Source organism: Bradyrhizobium sp. Arg816, assembly GCF_029989365.1.
In the GTDB taxonomy this organism is placed as follows: Bacteria; Pseudomonadota; Alphaproteobacteria; order Rhizobiales; family Xanthobacteraceae; genus Bradyrhizobium.
Window position 1 is genome coordinate 108133 of the sequence record NZ_JAPRAQ010000008.1, and the last position, 19821, is coordinate 127953.

At 64.7% G+C, this 19821-nt stretch carries 16 protein-coding genes; 2 read left to right on the top strand and 14 right to left on the bottom strand.

Going from position 1 to position 19821, the window contains the following annotated elements:
- Positions 1-679: 679 nt before the first annotated feature.
- Positions 680-1084 (top strand): nuclear transport factor 2 family protein, encoded by a 405-nt coding sequence (locus OWC48_RS20950; protein WP_085398148.1) that lies wholly within the window; start codon positions 680-682, stop codon positions 1082-1084.
- Between the two features lie 189 nt (positions 1085-1273).
- Here the strand turns inward: OWC48_RS20950 and OWC48_RS20955 are convergent, their stop codons facing one another.
- From OWC48_RS20955 to OWC48_RS20965, 3 genes are read right to left on the bottom strand one after another with little or no spacing between them, the layout of a single operon-like run.
- A complete protein-coding gene (locus OWC48_RS20955; RefSeq protein ID WP_282521662.1) occupies positions 1274-2812 on the bottom strand; it encodes a long-chain fatty acid--CoA ligase in 1539 nt (512 codons plus the stop codon).
- A 57-nt stretch (positions 2813-2869) separates the two neighbouring features.
- Entirely contained in the window at positions 2870-4000 is a 1131-nt protein-coding gene (locus OWC48_RS20960) for a DUF5938 domain-containing protein (protein ID WP_282521663.1), read from the bottom strand.
- A 36-nt stretch (positions 4001-4036) separates the two neighbouring features.
- Entirely contained in the window at positions 4037-4840 is an 804-nt protein-coding gene (locus tag OWC48_RS20965; RefSeq protein WP_282521664.1) for an SDR family NAD(P)-dependent oxidoreductase, read from the bottom strand.
- A 279-nt stretch (positions 4841-5119) separates the two neighbouring features.
- On the opposite strand from OWC48_RS20965, the gene OWC48_RS20970 reads away from it, so the two are divergent.
- Positions 5120-5758 (top strand): TetR/AcrR family transcriptional regulator, encoded by a 639-nt coding sequence (locus tag OWC48_RS20970; RefSeq protein WP_282521665.1) that lies wholly within the window; start codon positions 5120-5122, stop codon positions 5756-5758.
- 376 nt (positions 5759-6134) lie between these two features.
- Here the strand turns inward: OWC48_RS20970 and OWC48_RS20975 are convergent, their stop codons facing one another.
- From OWC48_RS20975 to OWC48_RS21025, 11 genes are all read right to left on the bottom strand, one after another.
- Positions 6135-7433, bottom strand: coding sequence for an MBG domain-containing protein (locus tag OWC48_RS20975; RefSeq protein ID WP_282521666.1), 1299 nt, complete (start codon positions 7431-7433; stop codon positions 6135-6137).
- Positions 7434-7472: 39 nt separating this feature from the next.
- Positions 7473-9647, bottom strand: coding sequence for a filamentous hemagglutinin N-terminal domain-containing protein (locus tag OWC48_RS20980; RefSeq protein ID WP_282521667.1), 2175 nt, complete (start codon positions 9645-9647; stop codon positions 7473-7475).
- Between the two features lie 19 nt (positions 9648-9666).
- Positions 9667-11403, bottom strand: coding sequence for a ShlB/FhaC/HecB family hemolysin secretion/activation protein (locus OWC48_RS20985; RefSeq protein ID WP_282521668.1), 1737 nt, complete (start codon positions 11401-11403; stop codon positions 9667-9669).
- A 275-nt stretch (positions 11404-11678) separates the two neighbouring features.
- Positions 11679-12140, bottom strand: a complete 462-nt coding sequence (gene ptsN / locus OWC48_RS20990) for a PTS IIA-like nitrogen regulatory protein PtsN (protein WP_008141251.1) — start codon at positions 12138-12140, stop codon at positions 11679-11681.
- A gap of 221 nt (positions 12141-12361) precedes the next feature.
- Positions 12362-12961: a ribosome hibernation-promoting factor, HPF/YfiA family gene (hpf, locus tag OWC48_RS20995; protein WP_212484999.1), complete on the bottom strand. Its 600-nt coding sequence runs from the start codon at positions 12959-12961 to the stop codon at positions 12362-12364.
- Between the two features lie 84 nt (positions 12962-13045).
- Positions 13046-14659: an RNA polymerase factor sigma-54 gene (gene rpoN / locus OWC48_RS21000; protein WP_282521669.1), complete on the bottom strand. Its 1614-nt coding sequence runs from the start codon at positions 14657-14659 to the stop codon at positions 13046-13048.
- Between the two features lie 90 nt (positions 14660-14749).
- Positions 14750-15760, bottom strand: coding sequence for an LPS export ABC transporter ATP-binding protein (gene lptB / locus OWC48_RS21005; RefSeq protein ID WP_282521670.1), 1011 nt, complete (start codon positions 15758-15760; stop codon positions 14750-14752).
- 246 nt (positions 15761-16006) lie between these two features.
- Positions 16007-16720 (bottom strand): LptA/OstA family protein, encoded by a 714-nt coding sequence (locus OWC48_RS21010; RefSeq protein ID WP_282521671.1) that lies wholly within the window; start codon positions 16718-16720, stop codon positions 16007-16009.
- Positions 16721-16725: 5 nt separating this feature from the next.
- Positions 16726-17457, bottom strand: a complete 732-nt coding sequence (lptC, locus tag OWC48_RS21015) for an LPS export ABC transporter periplasmic protein LptC (RefSeq protein WP_282521672.1) — start codon at positions 17455-17457, stop codon at positions 16726-16728.
- Positions 17458-17603: 146 nt separating this feature from the next.
- Entirely contained in the window at positions 17604-18218 is a 615-nt protein-coding gene (locus OWC48_RS21020; RefSeq protein ID WP_071908880.1) for a ribonuclease D, read from the bottom strand.
- A 117-nt stretch (positions 18219-18335) separates the two neighbouring features.
- Positions 18336-19661, bottom strand: a complete 1326-nt coding sequence (locus tag OWC48_RS21025; protein WP_282521673.1) for a UbiA family prenyltransferase — start codon at positions 19659-19661, stop codon at positions 18336-18338.
- Between the last annotated feature and the right edge of the window lie 160 nt (positions 19662-19821).

Genomic DNA, 19821 nt, shown 5'->3' on the forward strand with positions numbered 1-19821 from the left:
TCCCACCAGGGACTCTGCTAAGCTGCGATCAGCCTCTCGCTGGTTACGAGTTTAAGGTCGACTTCGGGTCAAGATGCGAAGAACTCAGAGCGAGCAAATCCAGTCCGCACCCCTCGCTAAGCGGACCTCCTTGAGCGGTGTCGTCACTTCGCTGATGGGCCAATAGGCGACATCGCCGATCCGCCTTTTTCATTCAATGACCTCGTCGTTTCCATCAACACCCGACGGGTAGGTGAGCCTAACCATCGAGAATCGGTCAAGTGCATTGCCCCTTCGGTGCAAACCGTCTTCTGGCGAGAGATGGGCGTCAACGGTAGCATTGCGCACACTGTTGGGCGGGGAGAGACGAATGATCTCTGCTTGTTGGCTTGCCGTTTGGATCGCGTGCTTCGGCTTAGGAATGGCCGCGGTCTACCGGACGGGGCTTGGTATCGAACGTTGGTCTCCCGCTCTCGGCTTGGCCTATCTCGTAATCATTGGCCCTTCAGTTCCAATCGTAGCTTGGTTGGCCGCGGATCAGATCGTAACTGTAGAGCAGGCCAGTTGCGCGGAGTTGGACCCAGCAGCGGATCGGCTGAACGGCATGTCGCCATCCGAATTCCGCGTGCGCTGTATCGCGACCCAAGACAATTCGGGTTGGCTTGCTCGTCGCAGAACATGAAAGCTCTGGAGACAAATCATGCCGGAAGCGCTTGAAGTCGAGATATCTGCCTTCTTCAACAAATACATGGAGACATTCACCACCTGGGATGGTGATCAAATCGCCAAACTCTACTGCGCTCCCTGCATCACCATGCGGGGTGACGGGTCGATACATTGTTTTCAGTCACGTGACGAGATTGCGCGGTTTTTCCAAGGAGTGGCCGACACCTACCGACGCGAAGGGGCCGAAAGTGGAACTCTGCACGATGTAGTGGCCGTTCCTATAGGCGAACGCAGTGCTCTCGGAACTGTAACGTGGAAAAACCTCCGACCGGATGGAAGCGTTACAAGGCAATGGCGGCAGTCGTACAACCTTGTTCGCTCCCCCGACGGCTGGCGCATCCTTGCTACGACATTTCACCTAAGCGGGGTACCGAGCTAGTGATTTCCGCTTTGGGGTCATTTGCAAACATTCCCGAACTAGCGACCCACGTCCGGTTCGCCCCTCGTAGCGGGCATGGCGTCCCCCGGCCAGGACTTGAAACCCAGCAGCGAGATTTAACGCCTGCGTTAAGTCGACGGGGTTGAGCCGGCACTTCGAAAGCGGACGTTATGCCTATGAGTACAAGGCTCAGCCGCCCGAGCGATCCGACAGCCGTGCGCGGATGTCCGGCTTCAGCACCTTGCCTACCTTGGAGCGGGGCAGATCGTCCCAGACTTCGATCTGCTTCGGTGTCTTGACGCTGCCGATCCGCTGCTTGACGAAGGCGGCCAGCGCCGTCGCATCGACGCTTTGGCCGGCGCGGGGCTGCACCACGGCGACGATCCGCTCACCCCATTTCTCGTCCGGAAGGCCAATCACGGCGCAATCCTGCACCGCCTCATGCGCCCGCAGCGCGTTCTCGACCTCGATCGAGTAGACGTTGAACCCGCCGGTGATGATCATGTCCTTGGCGCGATCGACGATATAGAGGTAGCCGTCGTCGTCGATGTAGCCGATGTCGCCGGTATGGTGCCAGCCATGCGCGGAGGCTTCCGCCGTAGCCTCGGGATTCTTGTAATAGCCCTCCATCACCAGCGAACCGCGGACCACGATCTCGCCGCGGGCGCCGGTCGGCAGCAAATTGCCGTCGCCATCCATGATGCCGGCCTGCACCAGCGGGCTGATCCGCCCGGCCGAGGCGAGACGCTCCATCGCGATCGTGCCGTCGGCATTGTAATGCTCGCGAGGCGCCATCATCGAGATCATCATCGGCGCTTCGGTCTGACCGAACAACTGCGCCATCGGCCCGATACGCTGGAGCGCCTCCGCAAGCCGCGCGGCCGAGATCGGCGCCGCGCCGTACCAGAAGCATTGCAGAGAGCCGAGCCTCGCGGAGTCGAGCTTCGGATGATCGAGCAGCATGTAGATCACGGTCGGCGGCAGGAAGGTGTGCGTGACGCGATAGCGCTCGATCAGATCGAGAAATTCCGCGATGTCGGGGTGATGCATGATCACGATGCGGCCGCCGAGCGCCAAGATCGGGAAACACAGCACGCCGGCCGCGTGGGTCAGCGGCGCAAGCGCGAGGTAGATCGGGCGGCCCTTGAAAGGATAGCCCATCAGCGTCAGTGCCGTCATCGCCTCGATGTTGCGGCCCGACAGCATGACCCCCTTCGGCTTGCCGGTGGTGCCGCCGGTGCCCGGGATCATCGCGAGATCGTCGATCGTCTCGCGTTGATAGTGGTCGTCTGCAAGGCCGGCGAGCCAGCTGTCGAACGAGGGCGCGAAGGACAACTCAGCATCGAGGCAGACGACGGCACGAAGCTTCGGCAGCTCTGCACGCACCGTCTCGACCATCGGCGCGAAGCTTGAATGAAACAACAGCAGGCTGCAGTCGAATTGCTCGAGGATGAGCCGGTTTTCGGCCGCCTCGTTACGCGGATTGATCGGGCACCAGACCGCACCGCCGCGGGAAATGCCGAACACGCAGGCAAACGCGACCGGATCGTTGCCGGAAAGGATTGCGACCTTCTCGCCGGCAGCAATCCCCGATCGCGCGAGCCCGCGCGCGACGCGGTAGCTCAGCAACTGCACGTCGCGATAGCTGAGGTCGCGTCCATCCATGGTGAGGCACGGCGCGTCGGCGCCGAGCGAGGCACCTTTGTCCAGGTAATCGATGAAGCGCATGATCAACACCCGAAGCGGTAGCGGGTGACGCGGAGGTCCGCGCCACCCGCGATTGACTTAATCGTGCACGGTCAGAACCGGCTTGCTGACGAGCCCGAAGCTGCGCAACTGCCCGAGCAGCTCGTGATGGCCGAACGCCTGGCAGCCGGAGGCGAACCCCACGCGCTTCGGCGGCTGCTGCAGCAGGTGTGCCGCGGCATAGGCCTGCAGCAAGCCGGTCTGCTTGTAGTTGCTGTTGCCGTAGATGACGCAGTGCGCGCGCCCCAACGGGCCGGAGGCATGTACCGAATCCAAGGACTTGTTGACGCGCGGGTTCTCGCGCGGCGGCATGGTGTTCATCACACCGGCGGCGGTCTGCGCCAATGCGGCGTAGCGGTCGTCGGGATTCATATCCTTGGTCGCCTCCAGCGCGGCCGCGACGATCTGCGGCACGCCCAGCATCAGCGCGCGATTGAACACGCCGCCCAGCACCTTCACGTTGGCCACGCGCGGATCGCGCTTGAACCACACCGGGTGCGAGGTGCCTCCCCAGGGCAACGCCAGCGCCAGCTCGTGCTGACCGGGGATGGCGAGGTTGTACAGGCCGGCATCGGGCTGATGCTCGACGTACTTGTTCTGCTCCAGGTAGTAGGCCTTGGCCATCGCGGCGTTGACCAGGATGGTCTGCGTCGATGCGATGGTCGGGCTGCCACCCCAGAACACGGCAATGTCGAGCGTGTCGAGGCCGGGCGTCTCCAGGCACAGCTGGGCTGCGATCTCGCCGGTGGTGTACATCTGCGCGATGCCCGGCGCCAACAGCAGCCCGGCATTGGCGAACTTCGTGCCCCACTCCTGCTCGAGCGTGATCAGCCAGTCCTGCTCACCGGTGGTGTCGGTGTAATGACACTTGGAAGCGAGGCAAGCCTGCACCACTTCGCCGCCGAACTTGGCGAAGGGACCCACGGTGTTGAGCACCACCGAGGCGCCCTTGAACAATTCAGTCAGCGCAGCCACGGTGTGCGGCACCTTGACCACCTCATAGTCGGCGGTCTCGATGCCCGCTACATTCGACTTCATCGCGGCGTTGAGCTTCTCATTGCTGCGGCCGGCGGCGATGAAGGGGATGTTGTATTCGCGCAGATATTCACAGACCAGCCGGCCAGTATAGCCGGAAGCGCCATAGACGATGACGGGCTTCTTCTCGCTCATTGCGTTCCTCCGAAATGCTTGTTGTCGGCTTTGTCGTTACATGCCCATGCCGCCATCGACCGGCAGTCCGATGCCGGTGATGAAGCGCGCCTCGTTCGAGCACAGGAACACCGCGGCATCGCCGATGTCCGTGACCTCGGCGAGACGGCCGAGCGGGGTTTGCTCCACCACCGAGCCGACTGCGGCGTTGACGTCAGCCGCGAGCCCGACCTTGACGATGTCGTTGGCGAGCTGCATGCCCATGTCGGTCGGGATCAGGCCCGGATAGATGCAGTTTACGCGCACGCCGAGACCGAGCTTGCCGGCTTCCATCGCTCCGACCCGCGTCATGCGGTCAACCGCGGATTTGGTGCCCGAATAGACCGCGATGCTCGGAAAGGCGATCGTTGCCGCAACCGAGGCGATGTTGACGACGGCGCCGCCCTTGCCGGCCGGCCCGCCCGGGCGCATGGCACGGAAGGCGTGCTTCATGCCGAGCACGGTGCCGACGATATTGACGTCGCACATCCGCCGTGCGTCCTCGGCCTTGACCTCGGAGATCAGCGACGTGATCTCGATGCCGGCATTGTTGATCAGAATGTCGTAGCCGCCGAGGGTTGCGACGGTCTCGGCAACCGCCCGCTCCCATTGAGCGTCGTCGGTGACGTCGAGCTGGACGAAGCCCGTGGCGACGTCTTCCTTCGCGATAGCGGCTGCGCTGGCGCGGCCGGTCTCTTCCAGGATGTCGGCGATCATGATCGAGGCGCCGGCTCGCGCCAGAGCTTGCGCGATGGCCGCGCCGATTCCTCTAGCACCGCCGGTGACCAGGGCTTTCCTGCCTGCAAGGCTCTTCCCACTCATGACGCACTCCTCCGTTGCTGGTGATCGATTCGTGCCGCGCCAATCGGCGCGCACCAGGTCGATGGGCGCAGGCCTTTCGGTGGCACCCAGCGAAGCGTTCCTCCATGGTCGGACGTCTTGACGACTGTCCAAATTCTTGGTGCGAACCTCCGCCAATATCTTGACACTTGTCAAGAACGAATTTGACAGTTGTCAAAGGAAGTGGTTGTGAGGGGATGGAGCATTCCGCGGTCGACGCGGTATAAGTCCTTGAAAGAACGGGACTGAGGAAGGGACGAGATGGCGCGGCAGGTGACGGGAGCGGCCCGGCGTGTGGCTGATGCGGCCGAGGTGCTGCGCGACGAGAAGTTCAACGCGCGGCGCGTCGAGCTTGCCGAGGCCGCGCTCGAAACGCTTGGAGAGCTCGGCTTCGCACGCACCAGCCTGCGCGAAATCGCGCAGAACTCGGCGTTCACGCACGGCGTGTTCCACTATTATTTCAGCGACAAGCTCGACCTGATCTGCTGCTGCGTCCGCCACTACAAGGCGAAGTGCGTGACGCGATATGACGATGTCGTCGCGACAGCAACGAGCCGCGACGAATTGACGGAGGGTTTCCTCGCCAAGCTCGCAGCAACGCTGCAGAACGAAGCCCGGATGCACCGCCTTTGGTACGATTTGCGCTCGCAGGCGATGTTCGAGGCGGCGTTTCGCAAGGATGTACTCGAGATCGACAAGAGCCTGGAAGCGATGATCTGGCGCATCGCCTCCCGCTATGCCGAGCTCGGCAGCAAGCGGCCGGCGTCGTCGCCCGCCGCGCTCTATGCGCTGTTCGACGGTCTGTTTCAAAGTGCGCTGCTCAAGCACCTCGCGGGTGACAAGACGGCGATTCCCGAACTGCTCGACGAAGTCCGGCGCCTGCTGCCGACGGTCTGCTGAAGCGCACGCGCGGCGCCGGCGAAGGCGTGGCCAGAAATTTCTGTCCGGGAATGGCCGCGGCGAATGCAAGGCGTTAGGCCGCGGTCGCCAACGCCTGGAGCAACGAGCTGCAAGCGGTGAGCGTGTACTGAGCACGCGCTTCGCACGAAGTGAGTTTTAAGCGGGCACGCCTTCGCACGAAGGCGTGCCCGCTTTCATGGGTGTTAGATCGCCTGCGCTCTCCTCGTCATTGCGAGCGCAGCGAAGCAATCCAGAATCTTTCCGCGGAGAGATTCTGGATTGCTTCGTCGCTTCAGCGCAAAATTGCTTCGCAATTTTGTTGCGAGCTCCTCGCAATGATGGAGTGCGGGGTTACAGCGCGGCGCTGCCGAGTGCTCTAAGGCAGCACGATCTCGATCGGCGCCTGGTCGTTCAGCCCGAGCGGCGCGGCGGGATTGGGCGGAGTGGCGCCGCAGACCGGGTTGCCGCCGGCCCCAAGCGAACAGGCGCCTGCGTCGCGCGGAATGATCGCGAGCCGGCCGTCGACATAGGTGATGTCGTAGTTCGCGGATGTCAGCCCCGAGGCGGCGATGCCGTAGACCCCGGGATTTCGCGTGCCCTGGGCCGAGCCGCCGTAGACGAGCGTGCCTGATAGCGCGGACAGCCCCTCCCCGTTCACGAATCCGGAATAGATCGCGCTGCCGCCGGAGAACGGCACGCCGTCGTAATTCTTCGTGACGCCGTTGACTGCAATGGTGAGCGGCGCCTTGTTGACGGTCAGCGAACCGTCGACATAGGTGATAGCATAATTGGCCGAGGAGAGGCCCGACGCCGTCAGGCTGTAGCGGCCGGCATTCACCGCGCCCTGCGCCGTGCCGCCATAAAGAAGCGCGCCCGACAGCACGGATGCAGTCTCGCCATTCATGAAGCCGGAATAAGCGACGCTGCCGCCGGAGAAGGCGAGGCCGTCATAGGTCTTGGACGCGTTGGCGGTGATGGTGAGCGCCGCCCTGTCGATGGTGAGGCCGACCGCGACCGAGCCGACATAGACCGCGCCGCCCGAGCCGGTCGCGTTGATAACGTCGGGGCCGCTGAGATTGTAGCTGCCCGCGCCCAGTGCGGTGGTGACTGCGCTGCCCCAGCCGAGCGTGACGCGATTGGCGTTCACGCCGGTCATCGTCAATCCGCCGAGCGAGGCCAGCTTGCCATAGGTGGTGCTGGCCGAGCCCGCGACGTTGACATAGGCATCGTAGACGGTGTCGCCGAACGCGCGCAGCACCGGCATGCCGTTATTGGCGCCGCTGACGGACTTGCCCCAGACGGCGGCGAAGTCATAGCCGTTGTTGATGAAGGTGAAGGGATCGCGCAGCTGTGCCGTGGTGAGCATGCCGCCATCGCAGATGCCGCCGCCGAAAGATGCGCCACAGGCGGCGCTCTGCCCCGATGTCTCCCTGTTCGCATAGCTTTGGGTGACGTCGCCGCCATCCCAATTCATCCCCACGATCGCGCCGACATTGCTGGTTCCCGACACGGTGCCCGCGAAGTAGCTTCGGCTCACATGGCTTTCCTGATTCACCCCCACCAGCCCGCCGACCTCGGAATTTCCTGAAACCGCTCCCGTGGCGTAGGAATCGAGCACCGAAACGGCTTCATTGCTGTGCCCGACCAGCCCGCCGACCGACCTCGTTCCGGACACATTGCCGGTCGCGTAAGACTGGCTTACCGCGGCGCCGTATCAGCTGCCTCCCACCAGTCCGCCGACTGCCACGACACCGGACACGTTGCCGGTGGCGTAAGACCGCTCCACCCGGCTGTACTGTTGGAATCCCACCAGTCCGCCGGCAGCTGTGCCTGTACCGCCAATTGCGCCGGTGCCCGAAACATTGCCGGTGGCGTGACTATCGGTGACGAGACCGATGTTGCTGTATCCCAACAAGCCACCGACGTTGATGCCGCCAGATACGGTACCCGTGGCATAAGAGTGGCTCACCGTACCGATGGCATAATCCCCGGGGCCCGGTCCCATCCACGTACCGATATTGTACGCGATCAGCCCGCCAGCACCGTCCCAGCTAGCGGACACGTTGCCGGTCGCATACGAGTTGGAGACGAAAGAGGCGACGACGCGCCCTCCCAGCCCGCCGGCGGCGCCATAGCCCGCAACCGTGCCGGTGGCACATGAGTTGCTGATCGTCGTGATATAGGCGTCGCCGACCAGCCCGCCGACCATGGCGCCGCTGCCGGTCACATTGCCGGTGTTGTAAACGTTGCTGATGGTGTTGTAAGCGACGCTGCTCGTGCCGCCGTAGACCCAGAGGCCGCTCGACCCCACCAGCCCGCCGACGGCATTGTTGCCCGTCACGCTGCCGCCTTCCAATCCGACATTGCGGATGGTCCCGCCATCGATGTAGCCGAACAGGCCGATGTTATCGCTGGACGGCCGGTTGATGATCAGGTTGCTGATGCGGTGACCGAGCCCGTCGAAAATGCCGAAAAAATATTTGCTGATATCGCCGATGCCGCCGATCGGCGTGAAGCCGGCGCCAGCATTCCAGCCCGCCGTGGCGCTGGCATCGATGTTCGCGCCCAGCACATAGTTGCCGGACCGGTTGGTGTTGATGTTCTGCAGGGCATTGACATCGGTGATCACCGCATAGGTGATGGCGGCGTCGGATCCTTTCCGGGTCTGGAACAGGCTGCCCGCCGCCAGGTTGACCGGCGCGTTGATGGTGTAGCCACCGGTGGCCGTGGTCTGTGCGTATTGCAGGACCAGGCCGTCACTGCTCGTCGTGCCGGTCGAGGTCAGCGGCGCATTGATGACGATGGCGTTGTCGGCCCGCAGCGTCAGGATATGCGAGCCCCAGGTGACGGCGGAGTTGACCGTGACGTTGCCCGCGTCGGTGCCGCTGCCCGAGGTCGTCACCGTCACGTCGCCGCTCGCAAGCGCCGTCTGCAAGACGCCAGCGTAGTTGGCGTCGATGGTGATGTTGACGGGATCGATCAGCCAATGTCCGCCCAGCGTATCGACCTTCAGATCGGCGGCGAGATTGACCTTGGCGGCGGAGGTTTCGACCGAGCGGGCCCGCAGCGTGCCGCCGGCATTGACCTCGCCATGCTTGGCATCGCCGAGCAGCAGGATGCGGCCGTTCCTGCTGCCGATGCTCGCGGCCTGCACCACGCCGGTGTTGTTGACGACGCCCTTCATGGCGTCGCTCGCGCCCTTGGCGGTGAGGATGGCGAGCCCGCCATCGGCGCGGATCAATCCCTTGTTCTCGACCAGGGTCTTGACGGTGGAGGCCTTGACCTCGACCGAGAGCAGGCCGTCGCCATTGAAGTCCAGCAGCACGTCGGTGCCGGCGGCGAGCGCCGTGCTGCCGGTGATGGTGCCGGAATTGCTGACGCTCGGCGAGATCAGCGCCACCACCTTGCCGGAGATGCTGCCCTCGTTGCTGATCGCGCCGCCGCTGCCGGTGAAGTTGTAGCGACCGGCGAGAAAATCCGCGTTGCTGATGCCGAGCGTGGAAGCGACGAAGCCACCGGTCTGGACGCTGCCGGTCTTGCCGATGGCGATGCCGTTCGGATTGATCAGGAACACTTGCCCATTGGCGCTGAGGCTGCCGAGGATTTTTGACGGGTCCTGGCCGACGACGCGGTTCAGCGCGACCGAGGATGCGCCGGGCTGGTTGAAGGTCACGGAGCTGCCGGCGCCGATCGAAAAACTCTGCCAGTTGGCGATCATCCGGTCGCTCGACTGGTTGATCATCATGGCGTTGCCGGACTGACTGATCGTGGCCTGTCCCGACACGACCTGGCCGCCGGTCGGCAGCGTCTGCGCCAGCGCCGGCGGCGTCAGCATCGTGGTCGCGGACAGCGCGATTGCGAGTCGCATCCGCGGCAGGGTCGATGTCATCGCGTGCCCCCTCGAAACATCAGAAGCGAATGCCGGCTTGCAGCCAGAACTGGTCGTTGGCCTTGACGCCATCGGCATTGGCGCCGGTGATGACGGAACGGCCGGGATTGTCGCCCAGCGTATGGGCCCAGCTCGCCGAGACGTTGAGCCACTCGCGCGTCCAGCGCGCGGCGAGGCCGGCGCTGGCGAGCCCGTAATCATTGCAGCCGCAGACAGTGACCGGCGCGATGCCGTTCGGCGACACGTTGATCTTGACGTAGCCGCCGTCCAGGAAGCTCGCGAGTTGCAGGCTGCCGAAGCGCACAGGCAGCGGCGCGTTGTAGCGAAGCTCCAGCGTGCCGAGCACGCCCATATCGCCGCGCGCCTCGCCCACGGGATAGCCGCGCACGCCGAACGGGCCGCCCAGCGCAAAATCTTCCGAGGAATCGAGATTCTTGTCGGCCCATTGCCCGTAGAGGCGACCGAACAGTGCGAAGTCGCCGGGCAAGGCCTGAAGCCGGGCAACCGAGGCATTGATCCGATTGAACTGCCCTTGCGTCCGGAGCCCGGCCTGGTCCGCCGCGAGCGCGCTCGCCACGCGCGAAAGATCGAGATCGCCAAAAGTCCAGCTCACCGACCAGTTGGTGATGCCGCCGCCGAGCAGCGCATCGCGCCGGTCGCCGTTGAGGCCGAGCGTGCCGGAGGTCGAGCGCTTGTCCTGAAGCTTGCCGACGATGCTGTCGTCGACCAGCGCCTTCCAGGTCACGGTGCCGCCAAGCTGGAGGTTGAAATCGCGCGAGCGGATCAGGCTGTAGTCGACGCCGCCATTGGCGAAATGGGCAAAACCGGTGAGACCGAGGGCGCTGCCGATGGCGTCGATATTGTGGTAGTCGAGATAGCCGTAGCTCGCATTGGCAGTGAAGCCGCTGGCGCCGAGCGGCACGCTCGTCGTCAGCGAGCCGTACTCCTGCCCTTGCGACACCGTGCCGGAGAGCCGCGTCAGGTCGCCGTAGCCGGACACGTCGGTGAGCGAGATGAGCCCGTTGCCCTGCGCCTTGCCCACGTTGGAGCTGCCGTAATTATCGGCCCAAATACCGCCCCCGAGAATGGGCGCCTGCGCGACGCCGACGACGAGCTTGCTGGTGTTCGGCGCATCGCCCGGCGCGAGCTTGGCATGCACCGACACGCCCGGCAGATCGTTCATCCGCAACAGCGCATCTTCCAGATCCTGCCGCGTCACGCCGTTCGGCTTGAGACGACCCTCGATGATCGCGCGCAACAGGTCCTCACGCACGCGCACGCCGTTGGCGCGGTCGAGCGTGATGGTCTTGAGCGCGCCCTCGGCGATCTCGATCGTGACGATGCCGTTGGTGATGTCCTGAGGCGGCAGCAGCGCGCGCGCCAGCAACCGGCCGCGGCCCTGGAGCACGGCCGTCACCTGATCGGCCAGCGCATAGAGCCCCTTGATGCCGAGGCGCTTGCCGCGCACCGAGGCAACGAGTTGGTCGCGCTCGGGCTGTGGCAGCAGCTCCACCTTGCCGGTGAAGCGAACGCCCTTCACGATGATGCGCTCGCCCCGGTCGGGAATGGCGGCGGGCGCCTGCTGCGGTCGAATCTCGTCAGGGGCCGGCAGCCTTTCCTGCCGCTGCAACTCCTGCTGCCGCTGCATCTCGCGGAGCAGCGATCCGGCATCCTGCGCGACGGCCGGGACTGCGGTACCTGCTATCGCTAGCCCCACCACGATAGCCCTGCACTGCACCGCGCCAACCACTTTCATCCTATGGGCCCGACCTTCGGGCGATAGGTCACCACATCAGCGAAAGCGCAGGACGGCGCGCCGATCCAAGCACCGCTTGCGTTCCTTGGCGTCATTAGCGGAGTCCGACATGGCGCGATGTGCCGGACGTCTCAAATGGGGAAATTTTTTCGCGTGATCTCGCCGGTTGTTACGCGATCACGACATCCCGCGCGCATGCTGCGGAGATGGCCGCGTACCATTGGCAATGGCGTGGATCGATTCCGCGTCTCAGCGGGCGACGAGGAAAAGCGAAGTTACGCCGCGGTCGCCGGCGGCAGCGCCAGCACCGAATAGATCGCCTGGGCGTCGCGCGAGGCGCGGAGCTTCTTGGCGATGTCCTGGTCGCGCAGGAGGCGGGCGATGCGGGCGAGCGCCTTGAGGTGATCGGCGCCGGCGCCTTCGGGGGCGAGCAGCAGGAAGACGAGATCGACCGGCTGACCGTCCATCGCCTCGAAATCGATCGGGCGATCGAGCCGCGCGAACAGGCCGAAGATCTTTTCCAGCTTGGGCAGCTTGCCGTGCGGAATGGCGACGCCGTAGCCGACCGCGGTGGTGCCGAGCTTCTCACGCTGCAGCAGCACCTCGAACACGGAGCGTTCGTTCTGCCCGGTCAGCTCGGCGGCCTTGGCCGCGAGCTCCTGCAGCGCCTGCTTCTTGCTGTTGACCTTCAATGCCGGGAGAATCGCCTCGGGTGCGACCAGATCGGTAATCGGCATGGAGGGTTTCCGAGGTGAATTAAACCGTCAGGTTCCGAATTGGCCAGCTTGGTCAAACCATGCCTGGCCGGCATCAAGAAGGTGAAGCAGGAGGGGGACTTAGCCCCGATCCTGATGTGGGGCGCTTCTACTCCAACGCAATCCCGGTGCCAACTGCTGCGTGCGGCTTTGCCCCGCTCATTGTTAAGGGCTGCGGTTGGTACGGGGGCCGGTTCCAGCCCTTAACCGTCCGGTTTGGCCCCCGGCGGGTCGATCCAGCCGACATTGCCGTCGGCCCGGCGGTAAATGATGTTCACCCGGCCGCTGGAGCCGTGCTGGAATACCAGGCAGGGCGCTCCGCTGAGGTCCAGCTCCATCACGGCCTCGCTCACCGACAGCTGCTTCAGCGAGGTGGTGGCCTCGGCGATGATGACGGGACTGTAGCCGGTGACCTCGTCCTCATCCTCACCCTCGCCCGGCGCCTCCAGCACGTAGCTCGTGGCATCCAGGGCGGCGAGAGCGGCGGAGGCGACATGGGCCTTGCGGGCCGAGCGGTCCTTGAGCCGGCTCTTGTAGCGCTTGAGCCGCTTCTCGATCATCAGGAGCGCCTGGTCGGCGCTGGCATAGGCATCCGGCGCGTTCGAATCGGCCTCCAGCGTAATTCCCGTATCAAGATGCAGAGCACAGTCGGTGCGGAAGCCGAAGCCATCCTTGCTCAGGGTGATGTGGCCGGAATAATTGCCGTCGAAATATTTGCGCAGGACCTCGTCGGTCCGATCGGTGACGCGGCCGCGCAGAGCGTCGCCGACGCTGACGCTCTTTCCCGAGATTCTGAGGGTCATGTGATGCCTCGCTTGGTTTTAAGTGCCCAGCTTGGATCGGTCTCGATGGGGGATCGAGAGTAGCGCGATTTCGCGCCAGCGCAATCAGGCCGGCTCGGTGTTGCGGGAGCGATCGGGCATTGCGGTGGAGAGGACGTTACCAAGAGCGCTCTGCTTGTCACGGCGGCGTTGTACCGACGAGGGAATGCGCATGGCTTCGCGGTACTTCGCGACCGTGCGGCGGGCAATATCAATTCCCGAGGCGCGTAACCGTTCCACGATGGTGTCGTCCGACAGGATCGCCGACGGCGCTTCCGAATCGATCAGCTGCTTGATGTGGTGACGCACGGCCTCGGCGGAATGCGCCTCGCCGCCGTCGGCGGAGGCGATCGAGGCCGTGAAGAAATATTTCAATTCGAATGTGCCGCGATTTGTCGCCATGTACTTGTTGGCGGTGACGCGCGACACCGTGGATTCATGCATCTGGATGGCGTCGGCAACGGCCTTCAGATTCAGCGGCCGCAGGTGCGCCACGCCGTGGGTGAAGAAGCCGTCCTGCTGGCGCACGATTTCCGTCGCAACTTTCAGGATGGTGCGGGCGCGCTGATCAAGCGCGCGCACCAGCCAGGTCGCGTTCTGGAGCGCGTCGGTGAAATAGGACTTGTCGCCGTCCTTGCCGATCTTCTTCGACAGCTCGGAATAATAGGTCTGGTTGACCAGCACGCGCGGCAAGGTGTCGCTGTTGAGCTCGACATGCCAGCCGCCATCCGGGCCCGGGCGGACATAGACGTCGGGCACCATGGTCTGGAGCCGCGCCGAGCCGAACTTCATGCCGGGCTTGGGATTGAGCCGGCGGATCTCGCCGATCATGTCGGCGATGTCCTCGTCGTCGACGCCGCAGAGCTTGCGCAACGACGCGATGTCGCGCTTCGCCAGCAGATCGAGGTGCTCGACGAGGGCCTGCATCGCCGGATCGTAGCGGTCGAGCTCGCGGAGCTGGATCGCCAGGCATTCGCTTAAATTGCGCGCGCAAACGCCGGGCGGATCGAATTTTTGCAGCACGGCAAGGACGGCCTCGACATCGGCTTGCGATGCGCCAAGACGCTCGGCGGCCTGGCCGAGATCCGGCGGCAGATAGCCGGCCTCGTCGACGAGGTCGATCAGGTACTGGCCGATCATGCGCTGAGCCGGGCCGGTGAAGGCGACCGAGAGCTGCTCGGCAAGATGGTCGCCGAGCGTGATCTCCGCGGCAACGAAGGCTTCGAGATTGTAGTCCTCGTCACCCGAGGCACCGCCGCCCCATTCGGTATAGGTGGTCGGCGCCGCATCCTGGGCGTTGCGCGCGGCGGCCTCGGCTGGTTCCTCGGAGAAGACGTTGTCGAGACCCGTATCCAGGGTCTGCTCGATCTCGGCGCGGGTGCCGAGATCCTTGCTCATCCATTCTTCCTGGCCCGGCTCGAACGCCTCGCCCGGACCGCCGCCCGGCTCGTCGTTGTGGCCACCGTCGGAATCGCTGAACTGGCCGGTCTCGGCCGGGGCTTCACCCGCGGGCGGCTCGTCGTTGGCCCGCTCCAGCAGGGGGTTTCGCTCGAGCTCCTCTTCCACGAAGGTCGTGAGATCGAGATTGGACAATTGCAGCAGCTTGATCGCCTGCATCAGCTGCGGCGTCATAACCAGCGACTGCGATTGCCGAAACTCTAATCTCTGCGTGAGCGCCATGAAGCAAGAACCGATCCCAAAAGTTGGTCCGATTTTTGCTTATCCTAGTCCGGGCTCGATGTACACGGCTTGACGAAATCGAAAAACGGGCTAGAGGCGGAATTCCTCGCCAAGGTAAAGCCGGCGCACGTCGGGATCGGCGACGATCTCATCCGGGCTACCCTCGGTCAAGATTTCACCGGCATAGACGATATAGGCGCGATCGGTCAGGCCGAGCGTCTCGCGGACATTGTGGTCGGTGATCAGCACGCCGATGCCGCGGTTGGTGAGATGGCGGACGAGGTCCTGAATGTCGCCGACCGCGATCGGATCGATGCCCGCGAAAGGCTCGTCGAGCAGCATGTAGTTCGGACGCGTCGCCAGGGCGCGCGCGATCTCGACGCGGCGGCGCTCGCCGCCCGACAGCGCGATCGACGGCGATTTCCTCAGGCGCGTGATGTTGAATTCGTCGAGCAGCGAGTCGAGCTGCTGCTCGCGCTTCTTGCGCGAGGGCTCGACCACTTCGAGCACGGCCCGGATGTTCTGCTCGACGGTGAGGCCGCGAAAGATCGAGGCTTCCTGCGGCAGATAGCCGATGCCGAGCCGCGCGCGCTGATACATCGGCAGCTTGGTGACGTCGTGGCCGTCAAGCTCGATCGCGCCGCGATCGGGCTTGATCAGGCCGGTGATCATGTAGAACACGGTGGTCTTGCCGGCGCCGTTCGGGCCGAGCAGGCCGACCGCTTCGCCGCGGCGCACATAGATGCTGACGCCGCGCACCACCTGGCGGCTGCCGAAACTCTTTTCCACGCTATGCACAGCCAGGTAGCCCGGCCGCTTCAGAAGCTGCGGCCCGCCGGCGCCATTGGGCCTGCTGGCGGCCCTCACGGGATGCACCGCCTGGGCACGCGGCGGCTCGGTCTGGTAGTCGGCTTGGTAGTCGGCCTGGAAATGGTCGGGCGCGCGCATCGACTGGTCACGGGCGATCGGCGATGCATCGCGCACCGGGCTGGGCACGAGACCGCCGACGCTGTCACCGAGGGCGGTGATGTCCTGGCGCGCAAATCCTGGCCGGCCGCGTTTGGCGGGGCGCCGACGGAACATGCTGAAGAGATCGACCATCCCGCCTTCTAGCCTTTCACGACAATCCTGCGCGATGATCCGCGCGCGATCCCGCGATCTGCCGCACCGGCCTTGCGATTCGCCGGCACAGCATGAGTGAAGGGATGTCTCATGCCCAGTGAAACACGCCCGAAAAGCGGCGAACCCCGCTTGGAAAGCCCTTCGCGCTAGATACAGCCTCGCCGGGCAAGCTTCAACCTCGGATCGGCGGCATCTGGCCCAAGTCTCTGAAGTTACTTCAGGAATTTACTTTTTGCCGGCACCGGGCAGTTGCAGCGGCGGCGCCGCGGCGGGCTTGCCCGGGTTACCCGATCCGCAATCATTGCTGCCGCCCTGCGGCAGCAATGCCTGCACCCTGCCGCTGTCGGATTCCACCCGCGAGACGCCCGTGGTCATGTCGACCGCCAGACGGTCGCCGCGCAGCACGTTCTTGCACTGCGTCAGGACGACGCCGCCGAGCATGGTGATGAGATTGGTCTTGGTGTCGAACACGGCGGTCTCGCCGGTCACAACCTGGTCCTTCTGGGTGACGACGACATTGCCGCGCGCCTCCAGCCGCTTGATCGAGGAGCTGCCGCCCGGCCCCGGCTGCGCCGACTGCATCGGAGCCGCCTTCGCCCCTTTCGCAGGTGCAGGCTGCGGCGTGGCCGGCTTGTCGCCGCCGCCCGAATCGTAAAACACCACGAGCGTCTTCGAGGTCATGGTGGTGTCGCCCTGGATGACCTTCACATTGCCGGAGAAGGTTGCCTCCTTCTTCTTGTCGCGCATCTCGAGCGAGGCGGCTTCGATCTGGATCGGCTGGTCGCGGTTTTGCGAAAAGCCCTGCATTGCGTTGGGCACGCCTTGCATCGTGCTCTGTGCGACGGCCGCACCGGTTGCGACCAGCGCGACAGCGACGAGCGCGGCCGCACCGAGAATGGCGCGCCGCTTGTCTTCGTTGCGCGAAAAGAATCTCATCATGAAAATCACTTTGAATTGGCAGACTTGTTCTGCGGCGTGCGTGTCTTCACGGGCGGCGCCGGCTGCTCGGCTGGCGCAGGCTGGGCGACGGCGGGATCATCCAGCTTGTCCAGATGCATCACTACATTGCCCTCGAAGCGGATGACGTCGCCGCCTTCCGTGATCCGCAGCCGATCGGCGGTCAGCGTTCCGTTGGTCAACTTGACGTCGACATGCTCATCCGAGGAGACCGTTCCCTTGCCCATGTCGACGAACGCCGAGTTCAGCCGCGCCTCGTAGCCGGTCGAGGTGCGCAGGAAGATGTCCTTGTGCAGGTCGAGCTGCTGCGCCTTGTTGTCGAAGCGGCCGGTGCGGGCATCGAGCAGCAGGGTCGATTTGTCTTCCATCAGCACCTTTGCGCGCAGATCATTGAGATCGACATGATCGGGGTCGGTGATGTCCTGCGTCGCGGTCTTGGCCCAGAGCTCGTAGGGCCGCTGGTCCGGGGTGAAGCCGGACATATGCGGCGTTTCCATCGTGATCTTGGTGCCTGTCACCACGAGATTTCCGGAGTCGAGCTTCACGGGGATCTGGAACGGATTGAGGAAGGTCGAGACGGCGACGATCGCGGCCATGGACCCGGCCACCGTCACCGGCACCGCAATGCGCAGAATCCGCACCAGGCGGCTGTGGCGCGCCGCGCTGGCAAACTTCGCCGCAAGCGCGGCGTCGTAGGTGGGATTATGGGCCGAATTCACCTGAGCTCCCGAGGTGTCGCTCGTCTCGTCCGGTTGACGGGCGCACGCCATTGTATCCGGCGCCGCCTGAATATGCAGCCTGCGACAGGCCGCACGAAAGTGTCCGAAACGCGGCGGCAGCCCTAAGCTAACAGCGACCGGAGGCCTCAGGAATGCGCGAAAATGTCCTCTTCCGCCCAGCCCTGGAGGTCGAGCAGGGCGCGGGTCGGCAGGAAGTCGAAACAGGCTTTTGCCAGCGCGGTACGGCCTTCCCGCACCAGCATGGCGTCGAGCCGCTCGCGCAGGGCATGAAGGTGCAGCACGTCGGAGGCGGCGTAGGCGAGCTGCGGCTCGGTCAGGCTGTCGGAACCCCAGTCGCTGGATTGCTGCTGCTTGGAGAGGTCGACATTGAGCACCTCGCGCACGAGGTCCTTGAGGCCGTGCCGGTCGGTGTAGGTGCGGGTCAGGCGGGAGGCAATCTTGGTGCAATAAATCGGGCCGGTCATGACGCCGAAGGTCTGGTACAGCACCGCGACGTCGAACCGCGCGAAATGGAATATCTTCGTGATCCCAGGATTGGCCAGCAGGGCCTTCAGGTTCGGCGCGTCGGTGTGACCCTTGGGGATCTGCACCACGTCGGCGCTGCCGTCGCCGGGCGAGAGCTGCACCACGCAGAGCCGGTCGCGGTGCGGGTTCAGCCCCATGGTCTCGGTGTCGATCGCCACCGCTCCGGTGTAGCGGGACAGGTCGGGCAGGTCGCCGCGATGCAGGCGTACGGTCATGGCGTTTCAAAACCTCAATCGAATTGGTCTGTCGGCATCATAAGCTAATCGGATTGCCCGCGATGTAGCCACTGGCGGCGGGCCGCGCAAGCGGCAGCTGTTCCCGCCGGGGCGCGGTCAGATCGCCGCCAGCATGATGCAGATCATCGCCGCCACCGTCGCGCGGCTGGCGCCATCGCGAAAAGTGTAGAGAATCGGATCGTCGGGCATCTCGCGGCGATGCGCCATCATCAGGGCACGGCCGAACCAGTAGAGCAGCAGCGGGTTGAGCAGCCACAGCATCCAAGGACGGCTGTAGAGCGGCGTCACCGCGGAGGAGGAGACGTAGAGCGAGAACACGGTCACCGCGTTCATGGCGCTCGCCGCCGCCATCGCGCCAATGATGTGCAGCTCGGTGATCCTGTAATCGCGGTTGGAGGGATCGGCGAGGCCGGCGCTCTCGCGCATGCTGAGCTCGCTGAAGCGCTTGATCAGGGCGAGCGAGGTGAACACGAACAGCGAGAAGATCAAGAGCCATTCCGACAGCACCACGCCGACGCCGACCGCGCCGGCGATGATGCGCAGCGTGTAGAGGCCCGCGAGCGTCACGACGTCGACCAGCATCTTGCGCTTGAGCGCGAGCGAATAGGCGATCGTGGTGGCGAGATAGCCGCCGAGCACGCCAAGGAACAGCGGCGAGATGCAGAGGCTGGCAGCAACCGCGAGCAGCCATAGCGCGGGGATCGCAAGCAGCGCCGAGGACATCGGCAGTCGACCTGCCGCCAGCGCGCGATGGCGCTTGGTCGGATGCTGCCGGTCGGCGGCGAGGTCGAGCAGATCGTTCATCAGGTAGGCGCCCGACGCGCAGGCCGAGAACGCCAGGAACGCCAGCAACGCGTAGCCGAGCGTCGCAAGGTTCATCTGATGCGCCGTGATCGCGGGCACGAACACCAGCGTGTTTTTGGCGTATTGATAGACGCGCAGCGCCTGCGCCCAGGTTTTGAGGCTGGCACGGCTGCTGCCGCGCGTCTCGATGCGCTCCATGGAGGCGCGGTCGAACGGCAGCCGGTCAGCCGCTGCGAGATCGGCCGGCGCAACGACGCCATCGAACCCGAGATGCGCGGCAATGCCCGCCGCATGGTGCGCAAAGCGGCCGGCCACCAGATAGATCGTCTCGCCCCGCGCCCGCGCCGCCAGCGCCTGGTTCAGCACGTCGGCATCATAGGGCAGATGGGCGTAGTCGAGCTCGGCTTGCGCCAGGATACCCGTGAGCGCCGCCATGCCCGGGCGTCCACCCGCGCCGAAGCGGGCCAGCATGCGGCCGGGGCTGGAGAACAGCGCTTCCAGCAGCAATTCGGAACGGAGCAGGGCACCCTCGAGATCGATGACAAGCGTCCGCGCCGCGGCGGGGGTCGCCGACGGTGTGGGGACGCCAGAATCGTAGTGCCAGGCAGGCTGCTCCATCCGAAAACGCTCTATTGGCCGCAACATGACCGGCCTTGAGGCCGGGGAGCAGGGAAATGGACGGCCGAGAGCCTAGGCGGCATTCGCTAAGGGCGACTTAACCGGCGGAGAAGGGCGGGCGGCCCCTGGGGGATGCCGGGGCCAATCCATGCACCCTGCT